The 15,566-nt window shown below is 59.1% G+C and carries 24 protein-coding genes; 5 read left to right on the forward strand and 19 right to left on the reverse strand.

Features of this window, described 5'->3' with window-relative positions:
- Positions 1-160 precede the first annotated feature (160 nt).
- Positions 161-532: a hypothetical protein gene (locus tag GA0061100_RS02315; protein WP_075850992.1), complete on the forward strand. Its 372-nt coding sequence runs from the start codon at positions 161-163 to the stop codon at positions 530-532.
- 41 nt (positions 533-573) lie between these two features.
- Here the strand turns inward: GA0061100_RS02315 and GA0061100_RS02320 are convergent, their stop codons facing one another.
- The 14 genes from GA0061100_RS02320 to GA0061100_RS02385 form a co-directional block, all read right to left on the reverse strand.
- Positions 574-876: a phage tail assembly chaperone gene (locus tag GA0061100_RS02320; RefSeq protein ID WP_075850993.1), complete on the reverse strand. Its 303-nt coding sequence runs from the start codon at positions 874-876 to the stop codon at positions 574-576.
- Positions 877-899: 23 nt separating this feature from the next.
- Positions 900-1,301 (reverse strand): hypothetical protein, encoded by a 402-nt coding sequence (locus GA0061100_RS02325; protein WP_075850994.1) that lies wholly within the window; start codon positions 1,299-1,301, stop codon positions 900-902.
- 83 nt (positions 1,302-1,384) lie between these two features.
- Positions 1,385-1,870, reverse strand: coding sequence for a hypothetical protein (locus GA0061100_RS02330; protein WP_015340442.1), 486 nt, complete (start codon positions 1,868-1,870; stop codon positions 1,385-1,387).
- Positions 1,871-1,873: 3 nt separating this feature from the next.
- Positions 1,874-2,305 (reverse strand): phage tail terminator-like protein, encoded by a 432-nt coding sequence (locus GA0061100_RS02335; protein ID WP_075850995.1) that lies wholly within the window; start codon positions 2,303-2,305, stop codon positions 1,874-1,876.
- Positions 2,306-2,340: 35 nt separating this feature from the next.
- A complete protein-coding gene (locus GA0061100_RS02340) occupies positions 2,341-2,733 on the reverse strand; it encodes an HK97 gp10 family phage protein (RefSeq protein WP_075850996.1) in 393 nt (130 codons plus the stop codon).
- Between the two features lie 20 nt (positions 2,734-2,753).
- Complete coding sequence (locus GA0061100_RS02345; RefSeq protein ID WP_075850997.1) at positions 2,754-2,981, reverse strand: hypothetical protein; 228 nt, start codon at positions 2,979-2,981, stop codon at positions 2,754-2,756.
- Positions 2,978-3,334: a hypothetical protein gene (locus GA0061100_RS02350; RefSeq protein ID WP_075850998.1), complete on the reverse strand. Its 357-nt coding sequence runs from the start codon at positions 3,332-3,334 to the stop codon at positions 2,978-2,980. The genes GA0061100_RS02345 and GA0061100_RS02350 overlap by 4 nt, the downstream gene beginning before the upstream one ends.
- Positions 3,334-3,831, reverse strand: a complete 498-nt coding sequence (locus GA0061100_RS02355; protein WP_075850999.1) for a DnaT-like ssDNA-binding protein — start codon at positions 3,829-3,831, stop codon at positions 3,334-3,336. The genes GA0061100_RS02350 and GA0061100_RS02355 overlap by 1 nt, the downstream gene beginning before the upstream one ends.
- A gap of 71 nt (positions 3,832-3,902) precedes the next feature.
- Complete coding sequence (locus GA0061100_RS02360; RefSeq protein ID WP_075851000.1) at positions 3,903-4,871, reverse strand: DUF2184 domain-containing protein; 969 nt, start codon at positions 4,869-4,871, stop codon at positions 3,903-3,905.
- Positions 4,872-4,874: 3 nt separating this feature from the next.
- Positions 4,875-5,345 (reverse strand): structural cement protein Gp24, encoded by a 471-nt coding sequence (locus GA0061100_RS02365; RefSeq protein WP_075851001.1) that lies wholly within the window; start codon positions 5,343-5,345, stop codon positions 4,875-4,877.
- Positions 5,346-5,372: 27 nt separating this feature from the next.
- Complete coding sequence (locus tag GA0061100_RS02370) at positions 5,373-6,488, reverse strand: DUF2213 domain-containing protein (protein WP_075851002.1); 1,116 nt, start codon at positions 6,486-6,488, stop codon at positions 5,373-5,375.
- A gap of 77 nt (positions 6,489-6,565) precedes the next feature.
- The gene (locus GA0061100_RS02375) at positions 6,566-7,927 is read right to left on the reverse strand and encodes a DUF1073 domain-containing protein (protein ID WP_075851003.1); all 1,362 of its coding nucleotides are present in this window, start codon (positions 7,925-7,927) and stop codon (positions 6,566-6,568) included.
- A gap of 46 nt (positions 7,928-7,973) precedes the next feature.
- Positions 7,974-9,458: a phage terminase large subunit gene (gene terL / locus GA0061100_RS02380; RefSeq protein ID WP_208621507.1), complete on the reverse strand. Its 1,485-nt coding sequence runs from the start codon at positions 9,456-9,458 to the stop codon at positions 7,974-7,976.
- On the reverse strand, positions 9,415-9,762 hold the full coding sequence (locus tag GA0061100_RS02385; RefSeq protein ID WP_075851004.1) for a hypothetical protein: 348 nt from the start codon (positions 9,760-9,762) through the stop codon (positions 9,415-9,417). Before GA0061100_RS02385 ends, terL begins: the two co-directional genes overlap by 44 nt.
- Before the next feature lie 328 nt (positions 9,763-10,090).
- On the opposite strand from GA0061100_RS02385, the gene GA0061100_RS02390 reads away from it, so the two are divergent.
- Positions 10,091-10,771, forward strand: a complete 681-nt coding sequence (locus GA0061100_RS02390) for a class I SAM-dependent methyltransferase (RefSeq protein ID WP_083961278.1) — start codon at positions 10,091-10,093, stop codon at positions 10,769-10,771.
- Positions 10,772-10,847: 76 nt separating this feature from the next.
- Here GA0061100_RS02390 and GA0061100_RS02395 read toward each other — a convergent pair whose 3' ends face one another.
- From GA0061100_RS02395 to GA0061100_RS02410, 4 genes are all read right to left on the reverse strand, one after another.
- Positions 10,848-11,513: a DUF6362 family protein gene (locus GA0061100_RS02395; RefSeq protein ID WP_075851005.1), complete on the reverse strand. Its 666-nt coding sequence runs from the start codon at positions 11,511-11,513 to the stop codon at positions 10,848-10,850.
- Positions 11,488-11,904 (reverse strand): hypothetical protein, encoded by a 417-nt coding sequence (locus tag GA0061100_RS02400; protein ID WP_075851006.1) that lies wholly within the window; start codon positions 11,902-11,904, stop codon positions 11,488-11,490. Before GA0061100_RS02400 ends, GA0061100_RS02395 begins: the two co-directional genes overlap by 26 nt.
- A gap of 57 nt (positions 11,905-11,961) precedes the next feature.
- Positions 11,962-12,246, reverse strand: coding sequence for a hypothetical protein (locus GA0061100_RS02405; RefSeq protein WP_075851007.1), 285 nt, complete (start codon positions 12,244-12,246; stop codon positions 11,962-11,964).
- 105 nt (positions 12,247-12,351) lie between these two features.
- Positions 12,352-12,537 (reverse strand): hypothetical protein, encoded by a 186-nt coding sequence (locus tag GA0061100_RS02410; RefSeq protein WP_075851008.1) that lies wholly within the window; start codon positions 12,535-12,537, stop codon positions 12,352-12,354.
- Between the two features lie 361 nt (positions 12,538-12,898).
- Here GA0061100_RS02410 and GA0061100_RS02420 point away from each other — a divergent pair, with 361 nt between their 5' ends.
- The 3 genes from GA0061100_RS02420 to GA0061100_RS02435 all read left to right on the forward strand — a co-directional run bounded on the left by GA0061100_RS02420 (position 12,899) and on the right by GA0061100_RS02435 (position 14,846).
- Positions 12,899-13,687 carry an XRE family transcriptional regulator gene (locus tag GA0061100_RS02420; protein ID WP_075851009.1) on the forward strand — a complete coding sequence of 263 codons (789 nt, stop codon included), beginning with the start codon at positions 12,899-12,901 and terminating at the stop codon, positions 13,685-13,687.
- A 323-nt stretch (positions 13,688-14,010) separates the two neighbouring features.
- Entirely contained in the window at positions 14,011-14,403 is a 393-nt protein-coding gene (locus GA0061100_RS02430; protein ID WP_244557775.1) for a hypothetical protein, read from the forward strand.
- Positions 14,404-14,450: 47 nt separating this feature from the next.
- Positions 14,451-14,846 (forward strand): nuclear transport factor 2 family protein, encoded by a 396-nt coding sequence (locus GA0061100_RS02435; protein WP_075851012.1) that lies wholly within the window; start codon positions 14,451-14,453, stop codon positions 14,844-14,846.
- Positions 14,847-14,915: 69 nt separating this feature from the next.
- Here GA0061100_RS02435 and GA0061100_RS02440 read toward each other — a convergent pair whose 3' ends face one another.
- Positions 14,916-15,566 carry a response regulator transcription factor gene (locus GA0061100_RS02440; RefSeq protein ID WP_075851013.1) on the reverse strand — a complete coding sequence of 217 codons (651 nt, stop codon included), beginning with the start codon at positions 15,564-15,566 and terminating at the stop codon, positions 14,916-14,918.

The raw sequence follows: 15,566 nt of genomic DNA on the forward strand, positions 1-15,566 counted from the left end.
GGCGCTTCAGCAATTAGAAGTCATATTAGATCGGCTGCCTGACCAAACCAAGGCCATCACTGAGAAAATAGCGCACGTCACTGTAATTCAAATTCGCGCAGTACTTGTATTTCTTCCCACATCCCGTTAGCATCGATTTAGGTTGAAATTGTGGCGGACAATGCGCGGAATTGTTGCAATTATATGCCTATGCCTTCTGGGCGGCAGCGCTTTTGCCGGCAGCACCAAAACTAGCGATGCTAGCGCGGACGTGCTGATCAAAGCCCTCCATGACAATTTAAGTGCCACCTATCTATGCCGAAACGTTGCGGGCGTAGACATATACTTGAAAGCGCGTAGCACAGTCGAAGCTACGATGCTGAAATTTTCAAAGAACGCAGACCTCACTCAAAAAGCTCTGGCAAAATGGGAAGGCGAATTCCAAAAGAACGCAGGTTATCGAAACCCTAACATTTCAGTTGATGAATGTAAGGTTTTGCTAAAGGGACGACTTGAGAAACTCAAAGCAGCTTTAGATTCCTTTCTGCAGTAACAACGCTCGTTGTTTCGCTTTCATCGTCAGAACTCGTACTATCACGCCTCCCGCGCCCTGATCGCCTCCGTCTCCTCCTCCACCACCTGGCAATAGCGCCCATCCATCACCTTCAGCACGGCGACGTCCTCACGGCGCAGCAGGTTGCCGGTCAGTTGCAGCCAGGCCAGCATTTCCTGGTGGGAGAGCGGCGCCGGGCCGGAAAATCCGGAAGCCTGCGCCGAGCGCAGGTCCCAGAACCAGTCCCAGAGCGCATGGCCGGCCTCCGGCACCTCGGCCTCCGGGCTGATAAGCTCGAAGGCCTCGTTGCGCTCGCGCCGGGTCTCGCCGTTCGCGTCACGCACGCAATCATAGCGTGCGACGATCCTTACGGCTTCTGAAAGCCCTTCGGCAAGCTCTTCATAAAATTTGCGCGGTCCTCCGAGGCGCCGGCCACCTGATCGTAGATCCAGCCGGCTTCCTCGACGACTTCGCGGGCCTTCTCGAAGGAGAGCAGCGGCTGCTCGCCCTTCCACTGCTGCTCGCCCCAGCTCCAGGAAGCGATGGCGGCGGCGGCTTTGTCGAGATATTCGGCCTCGACCTTGCTGGTCGTCAGCTTCTTCTTGCGGCTGGCGAGGAAGCGGTCACTATGTTGGCGAACGATCTTCTTCACCTCGTTGCTCTCGGCAGAGCGGATCATGAAGGAGATGCCGAGCGGCTCTTCGGTGGCCGGATGCAGGAGCTGCAGCTCGAACAGATCTTCGGAATTGACGAGACTGGAGATATCCAAGGAAACACCTTATCGGTTGGGACATGTGAAAGCGGCCGCGCGCCGCAGGAGAGCGACGCGCGCAAGGTTCCGAAAGATCGCGCTTACGGCGTGGTGACGGGATCGACGCGGATCGGCAGCTGGTTGAGGCCGATCTTGAACTTCTCCAGATCGAAATCGTCGGAGCCGCCGCCGGGATAGAGCGGGCCGGAAACGACGCCGCGCGAATAGAACACCGTGTTGGTCTTGCCCTGCGGCGCGTCGTTGCGCTCGACCTTGATCGCCATGTTGTTGATGTTCAGGGGATCGCCGAAGGTGCGCAGGATGTCCTGGCCCGGATCGTCGGCGATGGAGGCGACTTCGAGCTCCGGATCGCCGGCGTTGGAAACGCCCTTCTGCTTCTGCTGCACCGGCTCATCCAGCGTATTGTAGTTGTTGATGGTGGATTCCGAGCCGAAATCACCGACCTTGCCGACCTTGCCCACCTGCACCCAGGTCAGCGCGGCATAGGCGGTGGCCGTCAGATCGGTATTCTGGGGCGTCTCGCATACGTAGACTTTCGAGCCCTTCTTCGTGCTTTTATTCGCCATGGATCATGTCTCCGGTTCAAAGGCGGTGTAGGGAATGGTGACCGGTATCTGCACCCGGTCATCCTCTTGGATCGGGCCTGCGGCCCACGGCTCGCCGCTGATCGTGATCTTCACGCCAGAGGCGAACAGCGTCTTGTTGTTGAAATGGTCGATGACCTGGCCGGCGGCATCGAGTGGCTTGATCAGCCCGCCGCCGGCCTTCCAATAGACGGAAACCTGCAGAAGCCCGAGCTTCTGCTGCGGATCGTCGCCGAGCGTCACCTGCCGGGGGCGGTTGGGCAGGAAGCTGACGGCCAGATAGTTATCCGGCTTAGCTTGTCCCGCCGGCGGAAAGGCAATGCCCGGCTGCGCCACCGGCAATGGCGGCTGGAATTGGAGTGCTGCCAGATGATCCAGCAGCGCAGCCAGAATGAGAGCGTCCGTCGCCGTCGCCATGCGTCACCTTGTCTAATGTTTGAAATTTCGAGGGATCAGTCCGCCGTGTCGCGCGCGGCACGCTCGACGATGTCAGGCCATTGGCGCGCCGCGAGCCGCACCATGCCCTGCCCCGCCTGTCCATCCGTGCCATATTCGACTGCGGCCGCGTGCGGCGCGGTGAAACCCATATGAATCAGACCGCCCAGCGGCACGCCGAGGCCGGCCAGATTGACCGGCTGGCCTTCATCAGATCCCTCAGCATCCCCGCTTTGCCGTGGCGGGGCGGAGACCCGGAAGGAATTGACAAGTTCGCCCGATACGACAGGCGTCGCCTCGACGATCGCCTCGGCCAGCCGCTGCGTGGAGAGGTTCACCACCTCTTCCATGCGCTTCTTGGTCCGCTCGGCCCAGGCGGCGATATCCGCGGAAAAATTAGAGGAAGCCATATCGATTGCCCTTCATAAGCTTATGCGTCATCGGCGGCGTCGCCGGGTGAAGAGCCACTCCGCTCGAAATTCAAAAGGGTGAGATGGCCATAACGAGCGCGAACCGCAGGTTTGACGGTTTGGGATTCCGCCTTCGCTCCGCCACTCCTCTCAATCCCCGGCAATGGTGAAACCCGATTGAGCAGCAGGATGACCCGTGACAGCAGCCAAAGCGTCAGAATCGTCTTGAAACGCACCAGCGCCTTCATCGCCGCACCTGCAGCTGCCAGAAGACGACCGTCCCGCCCGGCGACAGCGGCTGGATATCGACAATCGAATGTTCGGTGCCGCCGATCAGCAACCTGTCGGCCAGCGTCGGCGCGATCGATAGCCCCTCGGTCGAGAGATAAACCATGCGATCGCCGCGCTGGATGAGTGTGTCGCCGACATGCGCCTGGCTCTGATCGAGATCGACGAGCGAGCAGGCAAAGTCCTCGCTCGTCTGAACCGGATCGTAATCCGGCCCCGTATTCGCGATGCGCCGCAGACTGCCCTTCTGGCCGAACCTGGCGATCAGCCGCGCGGCGGTCGCTCGCGTCCTGTCGTAATCGAAAGCAGCCATCACACCACCAGAATGCCCGGCAGCACCGGACGCAGGAGTGGGTAGAGCAGCCCGTCAAGCATGGTCAGCACCGGCCTTGCGGAGGCAATCATGTCGTCGCTCGTATCGGCAACGGCATATTCCGTTTCCAGCGGCCCCACCTTCTCGCGTTTCACCGTGCGAGCTGCAACGATAACGGGCGTCAGGCTGCCCGGTTCCAAAAGCTCGATCGTGGCCGCCTCATAAGCCGCGTAAGTCACGGCAAGCGGCAATGTGCTCTCGGTAATCGGCTCGCCATTGACGGTCGTTGCATCGCAGCGCGGCCAGGAGAGCACCTGATCGTAGCCGCCAGCCCGCCGGCCGGTGAATCTCGGCTCGTAGAGAGCATCAACCGCCTGCGATCCGCGCACCAGCGCCGCCAAGCGATCACTGTCGCTGGCCGTGGCCCAGCCCGCCTTGCCGCGATCGGCAAAATAGGCATCCGCGGTAGCAAGCGTGCCGTAAAAGGAAGCGGACATGAAAGCTCCGATATCGATCGTTGGAAAGAAAAACCCTCTCCCCGCGTGAAACGGAGAGAGGGAGTTCAGCTTCAGGCAGCGGTGATCTCGTCGCCGTAAGCCATGGCCGCCGGCAGGCGCACTTCGGTGCCGCCGGTGCGGGCGATGATGCCGGTCTCGAAGCTCATGATCGACTTCTGGCGCGGCTGCAGCACACGACGCGGCATCGGCAGATGGAAGCGTAGAACCTCCGGATCACGGCGATAGACGACCATGCGTCCGCCACCGTCCTGCGACGCGGTCGCAAGTTCGCGCAGCGGCTGGATGTCGAGCGGCTGGCCCGTCTCGGCCGTGTAGACATTGCCGCGACGCAAAAATTCCAGCACGGTGATGTAGCCGTCACCATCGGCGAGCCGCTTGGTGGCCATCAGCCGGAAGGCTTCCGGCGGCAGGCGCAGGCTGTCGACCCACTCAACCTCGCCGGTCCGCTGCCGCACGCCGCCGATAAGATCGTTGACGTCGCGCAGGATCTGGTCGGCCGTCTTGGCGGACCAGTGGGTCGAGCCGCCCGTACCATCGGCAGCGACGTCGACGCGCGACACCTTCGGATCGTTGACGAAACCGGTCCAGCCCTTTTCCGTCGAGCCGGTCATGGCGACGGAATTGAGCAGGCGCTCGATCTTATCGGCGGCGAAAATGGCGTTGGAAGCGTTGAGATCGAGATTGTAGAGCGCGGCCTGGTTCACCTCCTCAAGGTTCCATTCCCAGCCCGAGCCGATCATCGCAAAGTCGTGGCTGGCGCTGTCGCGGGTCGACTGGTTGAACGGCATGTCCGTGCCGGCGGCGGAGAGAAACTTCGCCTCGCCGGCGCTGTCGACGGTAAAAAAGGTTGTGCCGGAGGCCCATTCATTGCCTTCGGTGACGACCGGAACATGAAGGCCGTAGTTGAGAGTCGGATAGCGTCGCTGGTAGATGCGCGTTTCGATATTGCGCCCCTGCGCAATGACGAAGGAATAGGCAGCCTGGGCATCCGCAAACTGCTGTCGAACGAATTGGTTCATGGATTAGGCACTCCTGTGCTTGAGCGAGATCTCGACGATGTCGCCGTTGCTGCCGCTCGTGTCGAAGAAACAATCGGGAATGGGGCCGACGATGCCGGTGCCGGCGGCGTTGACGTAAGCGTCCGTCGTCGGGTTGTAGTAGACGGCGTCACCATCCGAGACGCCGCCGCCGGCCCGTACATACATCTGACCAGAGGTCAGGAATGCACCGGTGACGAACTGGGCATAGCCGCCAGCCGGCGCTACATCTGGCAGCACATTCGGCGTCAGCACGGCAATGCCTATGAACTTGCCGCCGGCGGCAAAGGGCGCCACGCCATGATCGGCAAGACCGCGCTGAACAGGCTGCCCGAACTTGATGCCAGCAGCGGTTTCAACCGTGCGGCTGATCTTGTTGGCCTTTTCCTCAGAAGCGATCTGCCCGTGCAGGCCCTTCCGAGGAGCGTTTCCATAGGTGGTCTGATAAGTCGCCATTGAAGCGTCTCCTTTTCGTTGACCTGGTTAAGAGGGATTGGCAGCCAGATGCGCGCTCTCGAGATCGCGCACCATGGCGGCGTAAGCGGCAAAGGCTGGGGATGTGGACGACTGCGTCGAGACGATGCCGTCCTTGACAGCATCTGCGAAAAGATCCGGCTTCTCGCGCAATCCTTCGGCCAGCATGTCGAAGCGAGCGTCGATATAGGCGTCCGATCGGCCCTCGACTGCGCCCTCGCCCGCCTTGGCGATCACCACAGCCTTGCGGATAGCGGCGTCCGAAAGACCGGATGTCCGGACGCTGCCGGCAATCGCCTTGGCAAGACCGATCAGATCGGCGCGCAACTCGGCGCGGCGATCGATCTCCGCTTCGTCGAGGAGAGCCGCTTTCAAGGTATCCAGTTCGGCATCGCGGATCGCGATGGCCTTGTGATGGCCGGCTTCCGCGTCCGCCAGGCGCTGCCGCAATATTGTGATGATCTCAGCGGCCTGATCGGAGACTTCGATCTCGGCGCCGTCGATCATGATCGTCTTCGTGGGCATCATTCCTTCCTTGCTTTGCTTGTCATCGGAAAGGGGGCGTGGGGCTGCGAGAGGAGAGCAGCCCCACGGTGCGGCTACATCGCCGATGCGGACTTTCGAGCCCGCACGGCCACGGCGCACAATGGCGATATGGTTGATGCGAATATTTCGCTGGATGGCGTCGTAGGCTTCACCCGCAGGCGTTACACCGGCGGTGAAATCGACATCGCAGACATAGCCGGCCGAAAGCTCCTGCTTGCCGCTTTCGATGTCCTGGATCGTGTCCTCATCGCTGACCATCAACGGCACGCGAAGGAAAATACCTTCACCGGCAATCTCGTCTCCAGTCTGGCCGACAGCGTACTTCTTCCAATTTTCCGAGGTGACCATCTCGGGCGGATGCTCATTTGTCACCGGTCGGTGAGCGGCACTCTTGAGCGTATCTTCGGAAAAGACTTCGCCTCCGGAACGATAGACGCGCACGATCGGCATCTCGGGCCTACCGATCTCGGCGCCGGCATAGGTTTGAATGCCGGTACGGGCGATGCGGGCATCGGCCACGAGATAGCCGTCCCCCGTCCGCCGCGTTCCCGCGACGGTGACAGTGTCTGTGAAGTTCATGTTGGGATTTCTCCTGGCCGAAGCCAATCTGGTTCGGGTGAAAGCCGCTCGCCATGGCGAAACGGATCTACCGGCGACTACATGGCAGCGGGTTGTTGGCTCGTGTTGGCGTCCGTTTCGGATTGCTTGAGATCTTCGCCCGGTTGATCCGTTGTCTTGGCCGCCGCCTCCAATCCGGGTAGCGACCCATCTTCCACGAAGGCATTCAACAGAGCTTCCGAGAGCGCCGTGCGGGGAATGATCTCCTCTCCCTGAGCTGAACCAAACAAGGCTCGCGCCGCTTCTGCCTTCGTCTTGAAGATATCGGCCCGCTCCTTCTCGCTCATCTGCTCCAGGGGAGCCCAGGTCGAGTAGATCGCCGGATCACGCGTACCTGTGGCGGAGCGGATGAGGCACTCATCAAGCCGGGACATCGCCGGCGTGTAATCGAGCTCTTGGATCGCCTGGATTCGGTCATGATAGTTCTTCATGTCGGCGGTGCCTGTCGCATTCATCCCCGCCGGCGATTGACCAAGCAATCGCGTGACCGGAATGTCGGCCGCGCCGGCTACGATCTGCAGGAAAGCCATCAGAATATCCGTGAGACCGGAAAGCGGCGCACCCTTGCTGTCGTACTCCTCCTCGGCATCGAGGATCAGCGTCCCATTGACCCCCTTGATGGTATTGGCTAGCGCATAGCGACGCAGCACTGCATCTTCATAAGCCTGGTTGCCGATATTGGCTGAGAACTGCGGGACCTTGATGATATCGATCTTCGCCTCGAAGACGAGGCTGGCGATGTTGGCCGCCGTGCTGTCGGCGTTCTTGATCGCGTCGAAGGTCGCGGCCAGCACGCTTTCACCCCAGACATGGTGGCCCATCCCGCCGAATTCTTCATTGGGCGTCATGGCACCTTTGAAAATGACAAGGCGTGATGGATGGATTGTCACCTGCATGCCATTGGCACCGGTCAGCGTGTAGTATCTCGGCTTGCCATACCATTCCGACGCGGGATCACTGTCGATGTCTCCAGCAGCGAGTTGGTGGCGTGTCAGCACGGTGAGGTGCTTGATATCGCCCTTACCGATCCGCTCCGCCTCGAGCGGCAATGCCGGATCGGCATCTTCGGAGCCGATGAAAAGAGCAGCACCGCCGAATAGTCGTGCCTTCGTTGATGCTTCCAGCACTTTGCCGCGCAGATTGAGCCGCCGCTCTTCGGCATCAATCAAGCCGATCTGATCACTTGCAGCCTGCCAGTTTCGCCATTTCCGGCAGCTATCCAGCGCCGGGATATCGACGATCTTGCGCGGAAGCCAGGAACCGCGATAGGCGGCGATGATCTGCTCGTCCGTCAGGATCGGCTGCGTGTAGAAAACCGATGCCGCCTTGTCGCGTTCGGTGCCCATGCGGGATGCAAGGCTCACCAAGCCGTCGCGAACCATCGAGAATACCTGCCCCATGGATTGTCCTTTGATAGCGATGTGATGAAAGACCCGCGCCGCGAGCCTAGAAATTCGTGAAGCTGAAGGATGAACTCAGCGCGAGCTCGTTCAAGGCGTCGGCGAAGGCATCGACTTGGTCGTCGAACTGCCCATTCGGAAAAGCGCAGATCTCGTCGAGAAATGCCTCGTTCCAGTCCCCACGCAAAAGCTTGACGTTCCCCGCCTCCGCCTGCGCCGAGGCCGGCTTGGCGCGTGTCGCCTTATCACCGGTCGGAGATATGACTTTTACCGGAAAACCCGCGAGCAGCTTGATCTTGGTTTCCGCATCGGCCTTGCCGGCCGCACCTGGGTCCTGCGGCATCCGGATCGTCACCGTCGGCCCATCTTGCGACGCAACGTTCTTGAGATTGCGCTCCACCTCGGCGGGCGACCAGCGCCCCCGCATAATAGTTTCGACGTAGAAAACGCCACCGACCAAGGCCATCCGCAGACCTACGGTCCAGTCCGGCTTGCGACCCGGACGCGCCTTCGAAGCGGCGAAGTCCCAGGCACGACAGCGCTTTGCACCGGAGGGCAGTACCTCCACGATTTCAAAATCGCCGCGCTGGAACAGACCACCGGAACGCGGAGCTGGCCGCTGCTGGAACTGACCGGCTACGGCGTAGCTACCCAACGGTATCTTGTCGCGCTCGACGACCGCTCGAGGAAAACGCTCCGGAAAGAGCAGTTCGCCCTCCTCCGCCCTCGGATCGACAAATCCGATCGAAGTGCGGCAACGCCGCTCCGGCTCGAACTCCATCGGCAGCATCAGGTGCTCATAGCCAAGCCCGAGTGCTAAAATGGTTCCGGAGACATCTGCCTCATGCAGTCGCTGCATCACGACGACGATCGCCGAACGCTGGGGATCGTTAAGTCGCGTCGGCACGGATTCACGAAATGTACGAACCGTGGACAAACGCTCTGCCTCGGATTCCGCTCCATCCACTGAATGAGGATCGTCGACAATGACGCGATCACCGCGACCACCGGTCAGCCTCGAAAACGGCACACCCTGACGTGAGCCCGTACGGGTATTGGCGAAAGCCATCTCGCTGGTTCTCGTCAACTTGACCCGATCGCCCCAGAGCGCCTGATACCATTCGGAGGCAACGAGGTCGCGCATGCGCCTGTTGTCACGTTTGGCATAGTGCTCCGAATAGGAAGCGCCGAGATAACGCATCTGCGGCTTGCCCTTCGGACCCCACTCCCAAGCAGGCCAGAAGACACCGCACAGGAGCGACTTCATCGTACCCGGAGGCACGTTGATTAGGAGACGCGTAATCTCGCCCGACGTAACCGCCTCGAGATGTCGGCAGATAGCATCGATGTGCCAGCCATGGACATACTCGACGGAGGGCTCGACAACGTGCCAGGCTTCCCGCACGAAGCCGGTCAACGATTGGCAATTGGCGCGAATTCGTTCAGCATCCAAGGCAATCTGGGCGGCAACCTCGACCCGTTCGCGCTCAGCGCTCCGCCTCGCCTTCTCCTCCTGGATCGCCGCCATCATCGTCGCCGGATCCGACAAGCGGACCGAAGAGGGATTCGAGTATCGCAAGCTGCTCATCCGTGGCATTGGTTAAGTCGATGGTAACGCCGTGGCCTCCCTTAGCCCCGGCGCCAGAGCGTTCGCTAGGTTTCCGATGGACATAGGAGGCCGCTATCTTTGCCATTTCATCGCGCCGCTTCTGATCCGCCTCATCGTCACGCATCACTTTCAGCATGTAATCAAGCGGCGTGTCCTCGGCGGAAACGGCCTTGCGACGGCGCGCACGCGGTTTGCGCGGCGCGACTGGCTTGTCGGCATTGGTCATGCTTCAGATTTCCGATGGAATTTTGAAAGAAAACAAGCGGTTCAAAACAACACTTGCGATCGTCAGTGCGTCGCTGCAACTGTTCTCATCATGCCAAAATAGATACCCCATTTCGGCGCAGTTGGCGACACCCTTGAAGAGCTCTTGCCGTGCAAGGAATGAGAACCTTGACGAGGAATGCGAATAAGGGTTTGAAACTACTTGCAAATACATAACTGTACAGTCCGACGAACTGGACCAGATAAACCTCGATTCACAGCTTAGGCCTCAAGGAACCGTTGCCATGGGCGATAGAATTTCCGCAAAGGGAAACTCCAAGTTGATCCGCATGAGCCCGCTGGCGCCGCAGGATCGCGGTTCGGATGATCTGGTGAATAATGATTGGGTTCGGCGGTTTATCGCCGTCAATCTCCCGGTCCTGCCCGTTCCCGGCATTCCGGATATTCGCCTGCATAAGGCAGGCCCACAAAGCGGCCTGCGACGCCTCGCGGAACGGGATCCGCAATTCGGCTCGCCCTACTGGGCACACTATTGGGGAGGAGGCCTGGTCCTGGCCCGTTATCTTTTGGACCGGCCGAAAGACGTGGCCGGTCGCCGCGTGCTAGATCTTGGTACAGGTTCGGGAATTGTTGCAATTGCAGCCGCAAAGGCAGGTGCCGCGACGGTCCATGCCACCGACATCGACCCTTACGCAATCGCGGCGACCGAGCTGAATGCGGCACTCAACGGAGTGAAAGTCGACTTGATACTCGCCGATTTGACAACAGGCGACCCGCCAGAGGTCGATGTCATATGCGTCGGAGATCTCTTCTATGAAGCCGAGCTTGCGGAAAAGGTTGCAGTATTTCTGGATCGGTGCCTGGCAGAAGGAATCGTAATCCTGATCGGCGATCCATGGCGCGCGCATTTGCCGAAATCGCGACTTCGGCTTCTTGCAGAATATGCTGTCCCAGACTTTGGCGAAGAGACCACGAGGGCACGGCCGGCCGGCATCTTTGCATTTGAGTGAAACAAGTCACCAAGCAGGGACATTGGCAAGGCGTAGCGATTATTCGGGTTCGGACCGTAATCGTCGCTACGTCGCGTTAGGCTTTCATCCTGGCGCGCCTACGGTTCCCGCGCTCCAATCGTTTGGCCAACTCGGCAAGTTCGGGACTTGCTGCATCGAAAACGGGCCGTGCATCATCCGGCAACCAATGTGTTTCATGTGTCGGCGCCTTAGGCTTTACCCGATGAAACCCACCGGGCGCGTTCGGCATCATCGGTGATATGCGCGACCAATCCGGCTCCTGTAGCATGGGTGAGGCAGCGAAAAGCATGCCGGCAAGCTTCTGGAATTCGCTCTGAATGCGTCGTTCGGCCGTGCGCCGCACGCGCCCGGTTCGAGCGCAGAAATCTCGAAACGAGCCGGCAATATGAGGCGCAGCAAGGCAAATAGACCATCGCGAAAGCAGGATACGCCGCTCCTCGTCCCCGACATGAACGCGTAGCCATTCCTGTAAAACCTCTTCTGCCCGGCTGATCGCCGCAGCGCTCGGACGATAGCGAATCCGGATATCGGCATGATCCGTCGATTCGGGCAAAACCTCCGGCCAGAGCGTCCGCATCCTGTCGGGCCGGACGCCGCGCACATCGAGATGAACCATCGTATCGGCAGCCTCGATGAAACGTGCACGGATAATCAGGCTCAAGTCAGCGATCTCGACCGCGCGCTGGAATAGATCGTCAAACTGCAAGGCGGAGTGGTGCATCAAGTCGTTTCTCCAATTCCTGATAGATTAGCGTGCGCAATGTCGCCCGAACGGGCCAAGGCCGCCGCGCCACCGCATCCGTGCGCAATGTGGCAAGCGCAATATCGTCAAAGGCACCCAAAAGATCGCCGGGACGCTGCAGCGCCCAATCCTGGCGCTGCGCGAGAACATCGGATACCGCACCGATCGTGTCCGACCAGAGTTCGTCGCGATTGCTCCCGGTCTGCCGGATACACCGCAAGACGAAGACCAGATGACCATCGCCGTAACGGCCGCGGATTTCCTGCATCGTGCCGCGCGCGTGGCTCTCCGCCGGAGCGCGGCGCCGATGGACCGGAACCAGCTTGATGCCCAGCCCATCGAGAAGAAGATCTAGCCTACCTTTGGTCATAGCCGCTCAACTCCTTTCGTCGGTGAATTTGAGACCTCATCCATGTCATCGGGAAGATCAGACGACGCCCTGGGTGGTGTCGGCAACCTTGGCCGATCTGGGTTTGAAGAAGGCCGCCGCCTTGGAAAAGGCCTCGACCCGCGCTCCATCGCGCAGCATCGGCGTATTGAGATAAGCAACCATCGCCTCGCCGGCCGCAGCCTTCGCCGCATCCTGCGTCGCAAAGACGATCGGCTCACCTCGATTATCCCGGAGGATCTCGTTTGTCGCTCGGTGAACCTTGCGGATCCAGCCGAGATGGCCGCCGGCTACGGTCTCTGTTCCGATTTGAAATTCGTTCATAACAACCTCCCCCGGCCGACGGGACCAGGTTTTCGTGTAGAGTTTCCGATTGGGTTTAAGGTTTCAGTGCTCGCTAACGGCCGCGAACCTTCACTGGGTAGTTTTTCAGCGAGCGCGCGGATCTTCCGCGATCCGAAAGTGGATTTGATCCCCTTCCGGCGCACCAGTATCTTCAACCTCAAAGGGTGACACCGGCGATCTCCAAATGACCGACTTTATCGCGATCATCATGGCGACGAAAAACAACGACGCGCCGATGCAAGCGAGAAAGCCCTGAAGCATTTCGATCATGGCAGCATCTCCCCATCGATTGCCTTCGAAAAGGACCTGGTCTCCACCATTTCCTGAGGTTCGACGGCCGCATGGCAATCCTCGCAATGCAGCTCGATAATCTCCGCGATCGACAGAATTCGGAGGCAACCAGGACATCCCCAGAAGCGATCGAAATATCCAGCCCGAGATACTGCCCTCCTACTCCCGCCGTTTGTGATCATGACTTCACCTCTAAAAACATTAGTCACCGTACGCAGCGTCAATCCACTCATCTGCCAAGTTGCAATTTGCGCATCAGCATCTTGATAGACACAAATTATGTTGATAATAATAGCTATGTCAACATGATTTATGTCAAAAATTTTGCAAGGGTCTAGAGATGCAGAAATCTATGGGCGAACGACTAAGAGCGGCCCGCGAAGCCGCAAATTATCCATCAGCCACGAAGGCGGCAGAAGCGCTGGGCGTGAGTCTGTCCACCTATCGCGCGCATGAAAACGGTCAGAACGAATTCAGCGCCGAGGTCGCCAATCGCTACGCCAAGAAATTCGGCACGACTGCGGCCTATCTGCTGACTGGCGAAGGCCTGCGCAAAACCGCACGCCCGACACCGAATATCGTCATGTCATTCGACCCTGACGAGCAGGATCAGGATGGATTTGCCGAGAGTGGCGACGAACTCAGTTACAGCCGCGAGCACTGGAAGCCGCAGATCGAAGGCGCAACACCGGAAGTGGATGTCAAACTTGGCGCCGGTAGTGGCATTGTCGGCGAAGTCATCAACCTCCCCGTCGGCTCGGGCAATGTCGCCGGGCACAAGATCGTCGCGGAATGGCTTATCCCCACCGGCTATCTACGAAACGAGGCAAAAGCTTCACCGAACCATACGATCATCATGGAAGTCGTCGGCGATTCCATGCAGCCCACCTATATGCCGGGCGATCGCGTTATCGTCGATCTCTCGCAGAACCAAATGACCACCGATACCGTCTACGCGATCAGCGACGGCTATACCGAACCACAGATCAAGCGCCTGCAGCGAGTTCCCTTCACCCATCCGGGCCAAGTCAAGATCATTTCCGACAATCCAGCGCTAGAGACCTTCACCGTCGAGCTGGATCGACTGACCATCATCGGCCGAATCTGCGGCCACATCGCCCGCAAATAGAAAGCAATATAGGCCGCGAACACCTTTGGTGTTCCAATCACCCAAATAAACATAAATAATGTTGACATATATTGTGTTGAATGCCAATCTCATCAATAGGAGCCATTGGTCCTGAATGGAATGAGCCCGGGCAAGCTTAGGATCTCGCTTGAAGTCAGCGAAACCGGACACGCCAGGCGCAATGACTGAAAGGGCTGCAGGGCCGTCGAAGGGAGAGTGTCATTCATGCCAAGAAAGCCGAATGCTTTCATCATCGCGCTGGCAGATACCTTGAGGGAAACCGATATTGCCAGGATATCGTCGATTGCCAAGACGGGAGAATGATGGTGTACGCTCTGGAGTTTTCCTGCGAATATTCGTTCGATGAGCTCAGCATCCGCCTATGCGATCGTTGGGAAACCGGATTGCTATTATACGGGCGCGCTGAACTGACATCGGCGGGAGCCGATTACGAGGATGAATTCTACGTATCGGCAATCAGATTGGATGGCGGTGCCAGGCTGGCGCGGCCGAATGCCTCGCACAATGCCGGCGGATTCGAGTCAGAATTGTTTCGGCGGATAGCTGCCGTCATCGAAGACGACAAGACACAGGCAGGTCGCCACGCCGCAGAACTTTTCGTCTCTGCATTGGAGCAATCTAGGGAGACCGACCATGATCAAAACTGCAAGCTCGAACGGGAGAAAAAACTGGAGGCGTTCGCAACGCCATATTGAGGTTCACGACATGCAAACATCAATACTCATAGGAGGTCGCTAAAACTATGAACCTCTCCCAATACGAGCTTGAAGAGATCCGCCTACTGGAACAGAAGTTGCATCTCCCTGAAATCCGGCAATCGCCGGCGATCGTGGCGGAGCTGCTGGCGGAAGGCTTCGTTGAATTCGGCAGCTCCGGAACGGTCTATGACGATAGAGATGAACACATCGCCCTTCTGGCTGCAGAAAAGTCGGAAGAAGCCGCTCCATCCATTATTTCCCGCGACTATGCCTTCCGACCGATCTCGCCGGATGCCGTCCTCGTCACCTATCGAAGCATCCGACAGGCCGGAGAGAAGGACCTGGAGCGACACACTCTAAGGAGCTCGATCTGGCAGCGTATCGATGGACGATGGCAGATGATCTTTCATCAGGGAACGCTCACCACTCCGCAAAACTGAACTCACGACACGGGCGACACCGCACTCGTAAGCCATGAAATGCTTGCGACTGGGACAAACGCGGTAAGATTAGCGGAGCCCAGGCGCTGCATCGTTGGCTTTACCATCTGTCAGCCCCAAGCTATCGGCCATACGGATAAGGTCGGCGACGGAATCAGCCCGCATCTTGCGCATGGCCTGACCGCGATGGACTTTCACGGTTATTTCGCTGAGGCCGATCTCGGCGGCGATTTGCTTGTTGAGGAGGCCTCGCGCGACGAGCGCCATGACCTCGCGTTCGCGCGGCGTGAGCGTGGAAAACCGCTCGTGAAGGTCGACCTCCGCCGCCTGCTTGCGCAGCCGGGCGCGATCGATTTCAAGCGCCTGCCTGATAGCATCGAGCAAATCCTGCTCCCGGAACGGCTTTAGAAGAAACTCAACCGCGCCCGCTTTCATCGCCCTGACAGACATCGGCACGTCGCCGTGACCGGTAAGGAAAATGGTCGGGATCACATAACCCATTCGCGCAAGTTCATCCTGAAAATCAAGACCGCTCGCATCCGGCATCCTAACATCAAGCACGATGCAGGCTGGTCTTTCAGACCGGGGAGACGCCAAGAAATCCCGGGGCGATGCAAAGCCACGCGTATCATAGCCGACGGAGCGCAATAAGCTGTCCAGCCCATCGCGCACGGATGGGTCGTCGTCGATTACATAAACGGTCGACTGCTGCCCCTGCAT

The organism is Martinezella hainanensis, assembly GCF_900094555.1.
Classification (GTDB): domain Bacteria; phylum Pseudomonadota; class Alphaproteobacteria; order Rhizobiales; family Rhizobiaceae; genus Rhizobium; species Rhizobium hainanense.

Excerpts from the sequence above, each read along its gene's own strand:
- GA0061100_RS02315 (WP_075850992.1), top strand. The coding sequence starts at position 161 with ATGCGCGGAATTGTTGCAATTATATGCCTATGCCTTCTGGGCGGCAGC.
- GA0061100_RS02330 (WP_015340442.1), bottom strand. The coding sequence starts at position 1,870 with ATGGCGAATAAAAGCACGAAGAAGGGCTCGAAAGTCTACGTATGCGAG.
- GA0061100_RS02335 (WP_075850995.1), bottom strand. The coding sequence starts at position 2,305 with ATGGCGACGGCGACGGACGCTCTCATTCTGGCTGCGCTGCTGGATCAT.
- GA0061100_RS02340 (WP_075850996.1), bottom strand. The coding sequence starts at position 2,733 with ATGGCTTCCTCTAATTTTTCCGCGGATATCGCCGCCTGGGCCGAGCGG.
- GA0061100_RS02345 (WP_075850997.1), bottom strand. The coding sequence starts at position 2,981 with ATGAAGGCGCTGGTGCGTTTCAAGACGATTCTGACGCTTTGGCTGCTG.
- GA0061100_RS02350 (WP_075850998.1), bottom strand. The coding sequence starts at position 3,334 with ATGGCTGCTTTCGATTACGACAGGACGCGAGCGACCGCCGCGCGGCTG.
- GA0061100_RS02355 (WP_075850999.1), bottom strand. The coding sequence starts at position 3,831 with ATGTCCGCTTCCTTTTACGGCACGCTTGCTACCGCGGATGCCTATTTT.
- GA0061100_RS02360 (WP_075851000.1), bottom strand. The coding sequence starts at position 4,871 with ATGAACCAATTCGTTCGACAGCAGTTTGCGGATGCCCAGGCTGCCTAT.
- GA0061100_RS02365 (WP_075851001.1), bottom strand. The coding sequence starts at position 5,345 with ATGGCGACTTATCAGACCACCTATGGAAACGCTCCTCGGAAGGGCCTG.
- GA0061100_RS02370 (WP_075851002.1), bottom strand. The coding sequence starts at position 6,488 with ATGAACTTCACAGACACTGTCACCGTCGCGGGAACGCGGCGGACGGGG.
- GA0061100_RS02375 (WP_075851003.1), bottom strand. The coding sequence starts at position 7,927 with ATGGGGCAGGTATTCTCGATGGTTCGCGACGGCTTGGTGAGCCTTGCA.
- terL (WP_208621507.1), bottom strand. The coding sequence starts at position 9,458 with ATGATGGCGGCGATCCAGGAGGAGAAGGCGAGGCGGAGCGCTGAGCGC.
- GA0061100_RS02385 (WP_075851004.1), bottom strand. The coding sequence starts at position 9,762 with ATGACCAATGCCGACAAGCCAGTCGCGCCGCGCAAACCGCGTGCGCGC.
- GA0061100_RS02390 (WP_083961278.1), top strand. The coding sequence starts at position 10,091 with ATGAGCCCGCTGGCGCCGCAGGATCGCGGTTCGGATGATCTGGTGAAT.
- GA0061100_RS02395 (WP_075851005.1), bottom strand. The coding sequence starts at position 11,513 with ATGCACCACTCCGCCTTGCAGTTTGACGATCTATTCCAGCGCGCGGTC.
- GA0061100_RS02400 (WP_075851006.1), bottom strand. The coding sequence starts at position 11,904 with ATGACCAAAGGTAGGCTAGATCTTCTTCTCGATGGGCTGGGCATCAAG.
- GA0061100_RS02405 (WP_075851007.1), bottom strand. The coding sequence starts at position 12,246 with ATGAACGAATTTCAAATCGGAACAGAGACCGTAGCCGGCGGCCATCTC.
- GA0061100_RS02410 (WP_075851008.1), bottom strand. The coding sequence starts at position 12,537 with ATGATCGAAATGCTTCAGGGCTTTCTCGCTTGCATCGGCGCGTCGTTG.
- GA0061100_RS02420 (WP_075851009.1), top strand. The coding sequence starts at position 12,899 with ATGCAGAAATCTATGGGCGAACGACTAAGAGCGGCCCGCGAAGCCGCA.
- GA0061100_RS02430 (WP_244557775.1), top strand. The coding sequence starts at position 14,011 with ATGGTGTACGCTCTGGAGTTTTCCTGCGAATATTCGTTCGATGAGCTC.
- GA0061100_RS02435 (WP_075851012.1), top strand. The coding sequence starts at position 14,451 with ATGAACCTCTCCCAATACGAGCTTGAAGAGATCCGCCTACTGGAACAG.
- GA0061100_RS02440 (WP_075851013.1), bottom strand. The coding sequence starts at position 15,566 with ATGCAGGGGCAGCAGTCGACCGTTTATGTAATCGACGACGACCCATCC.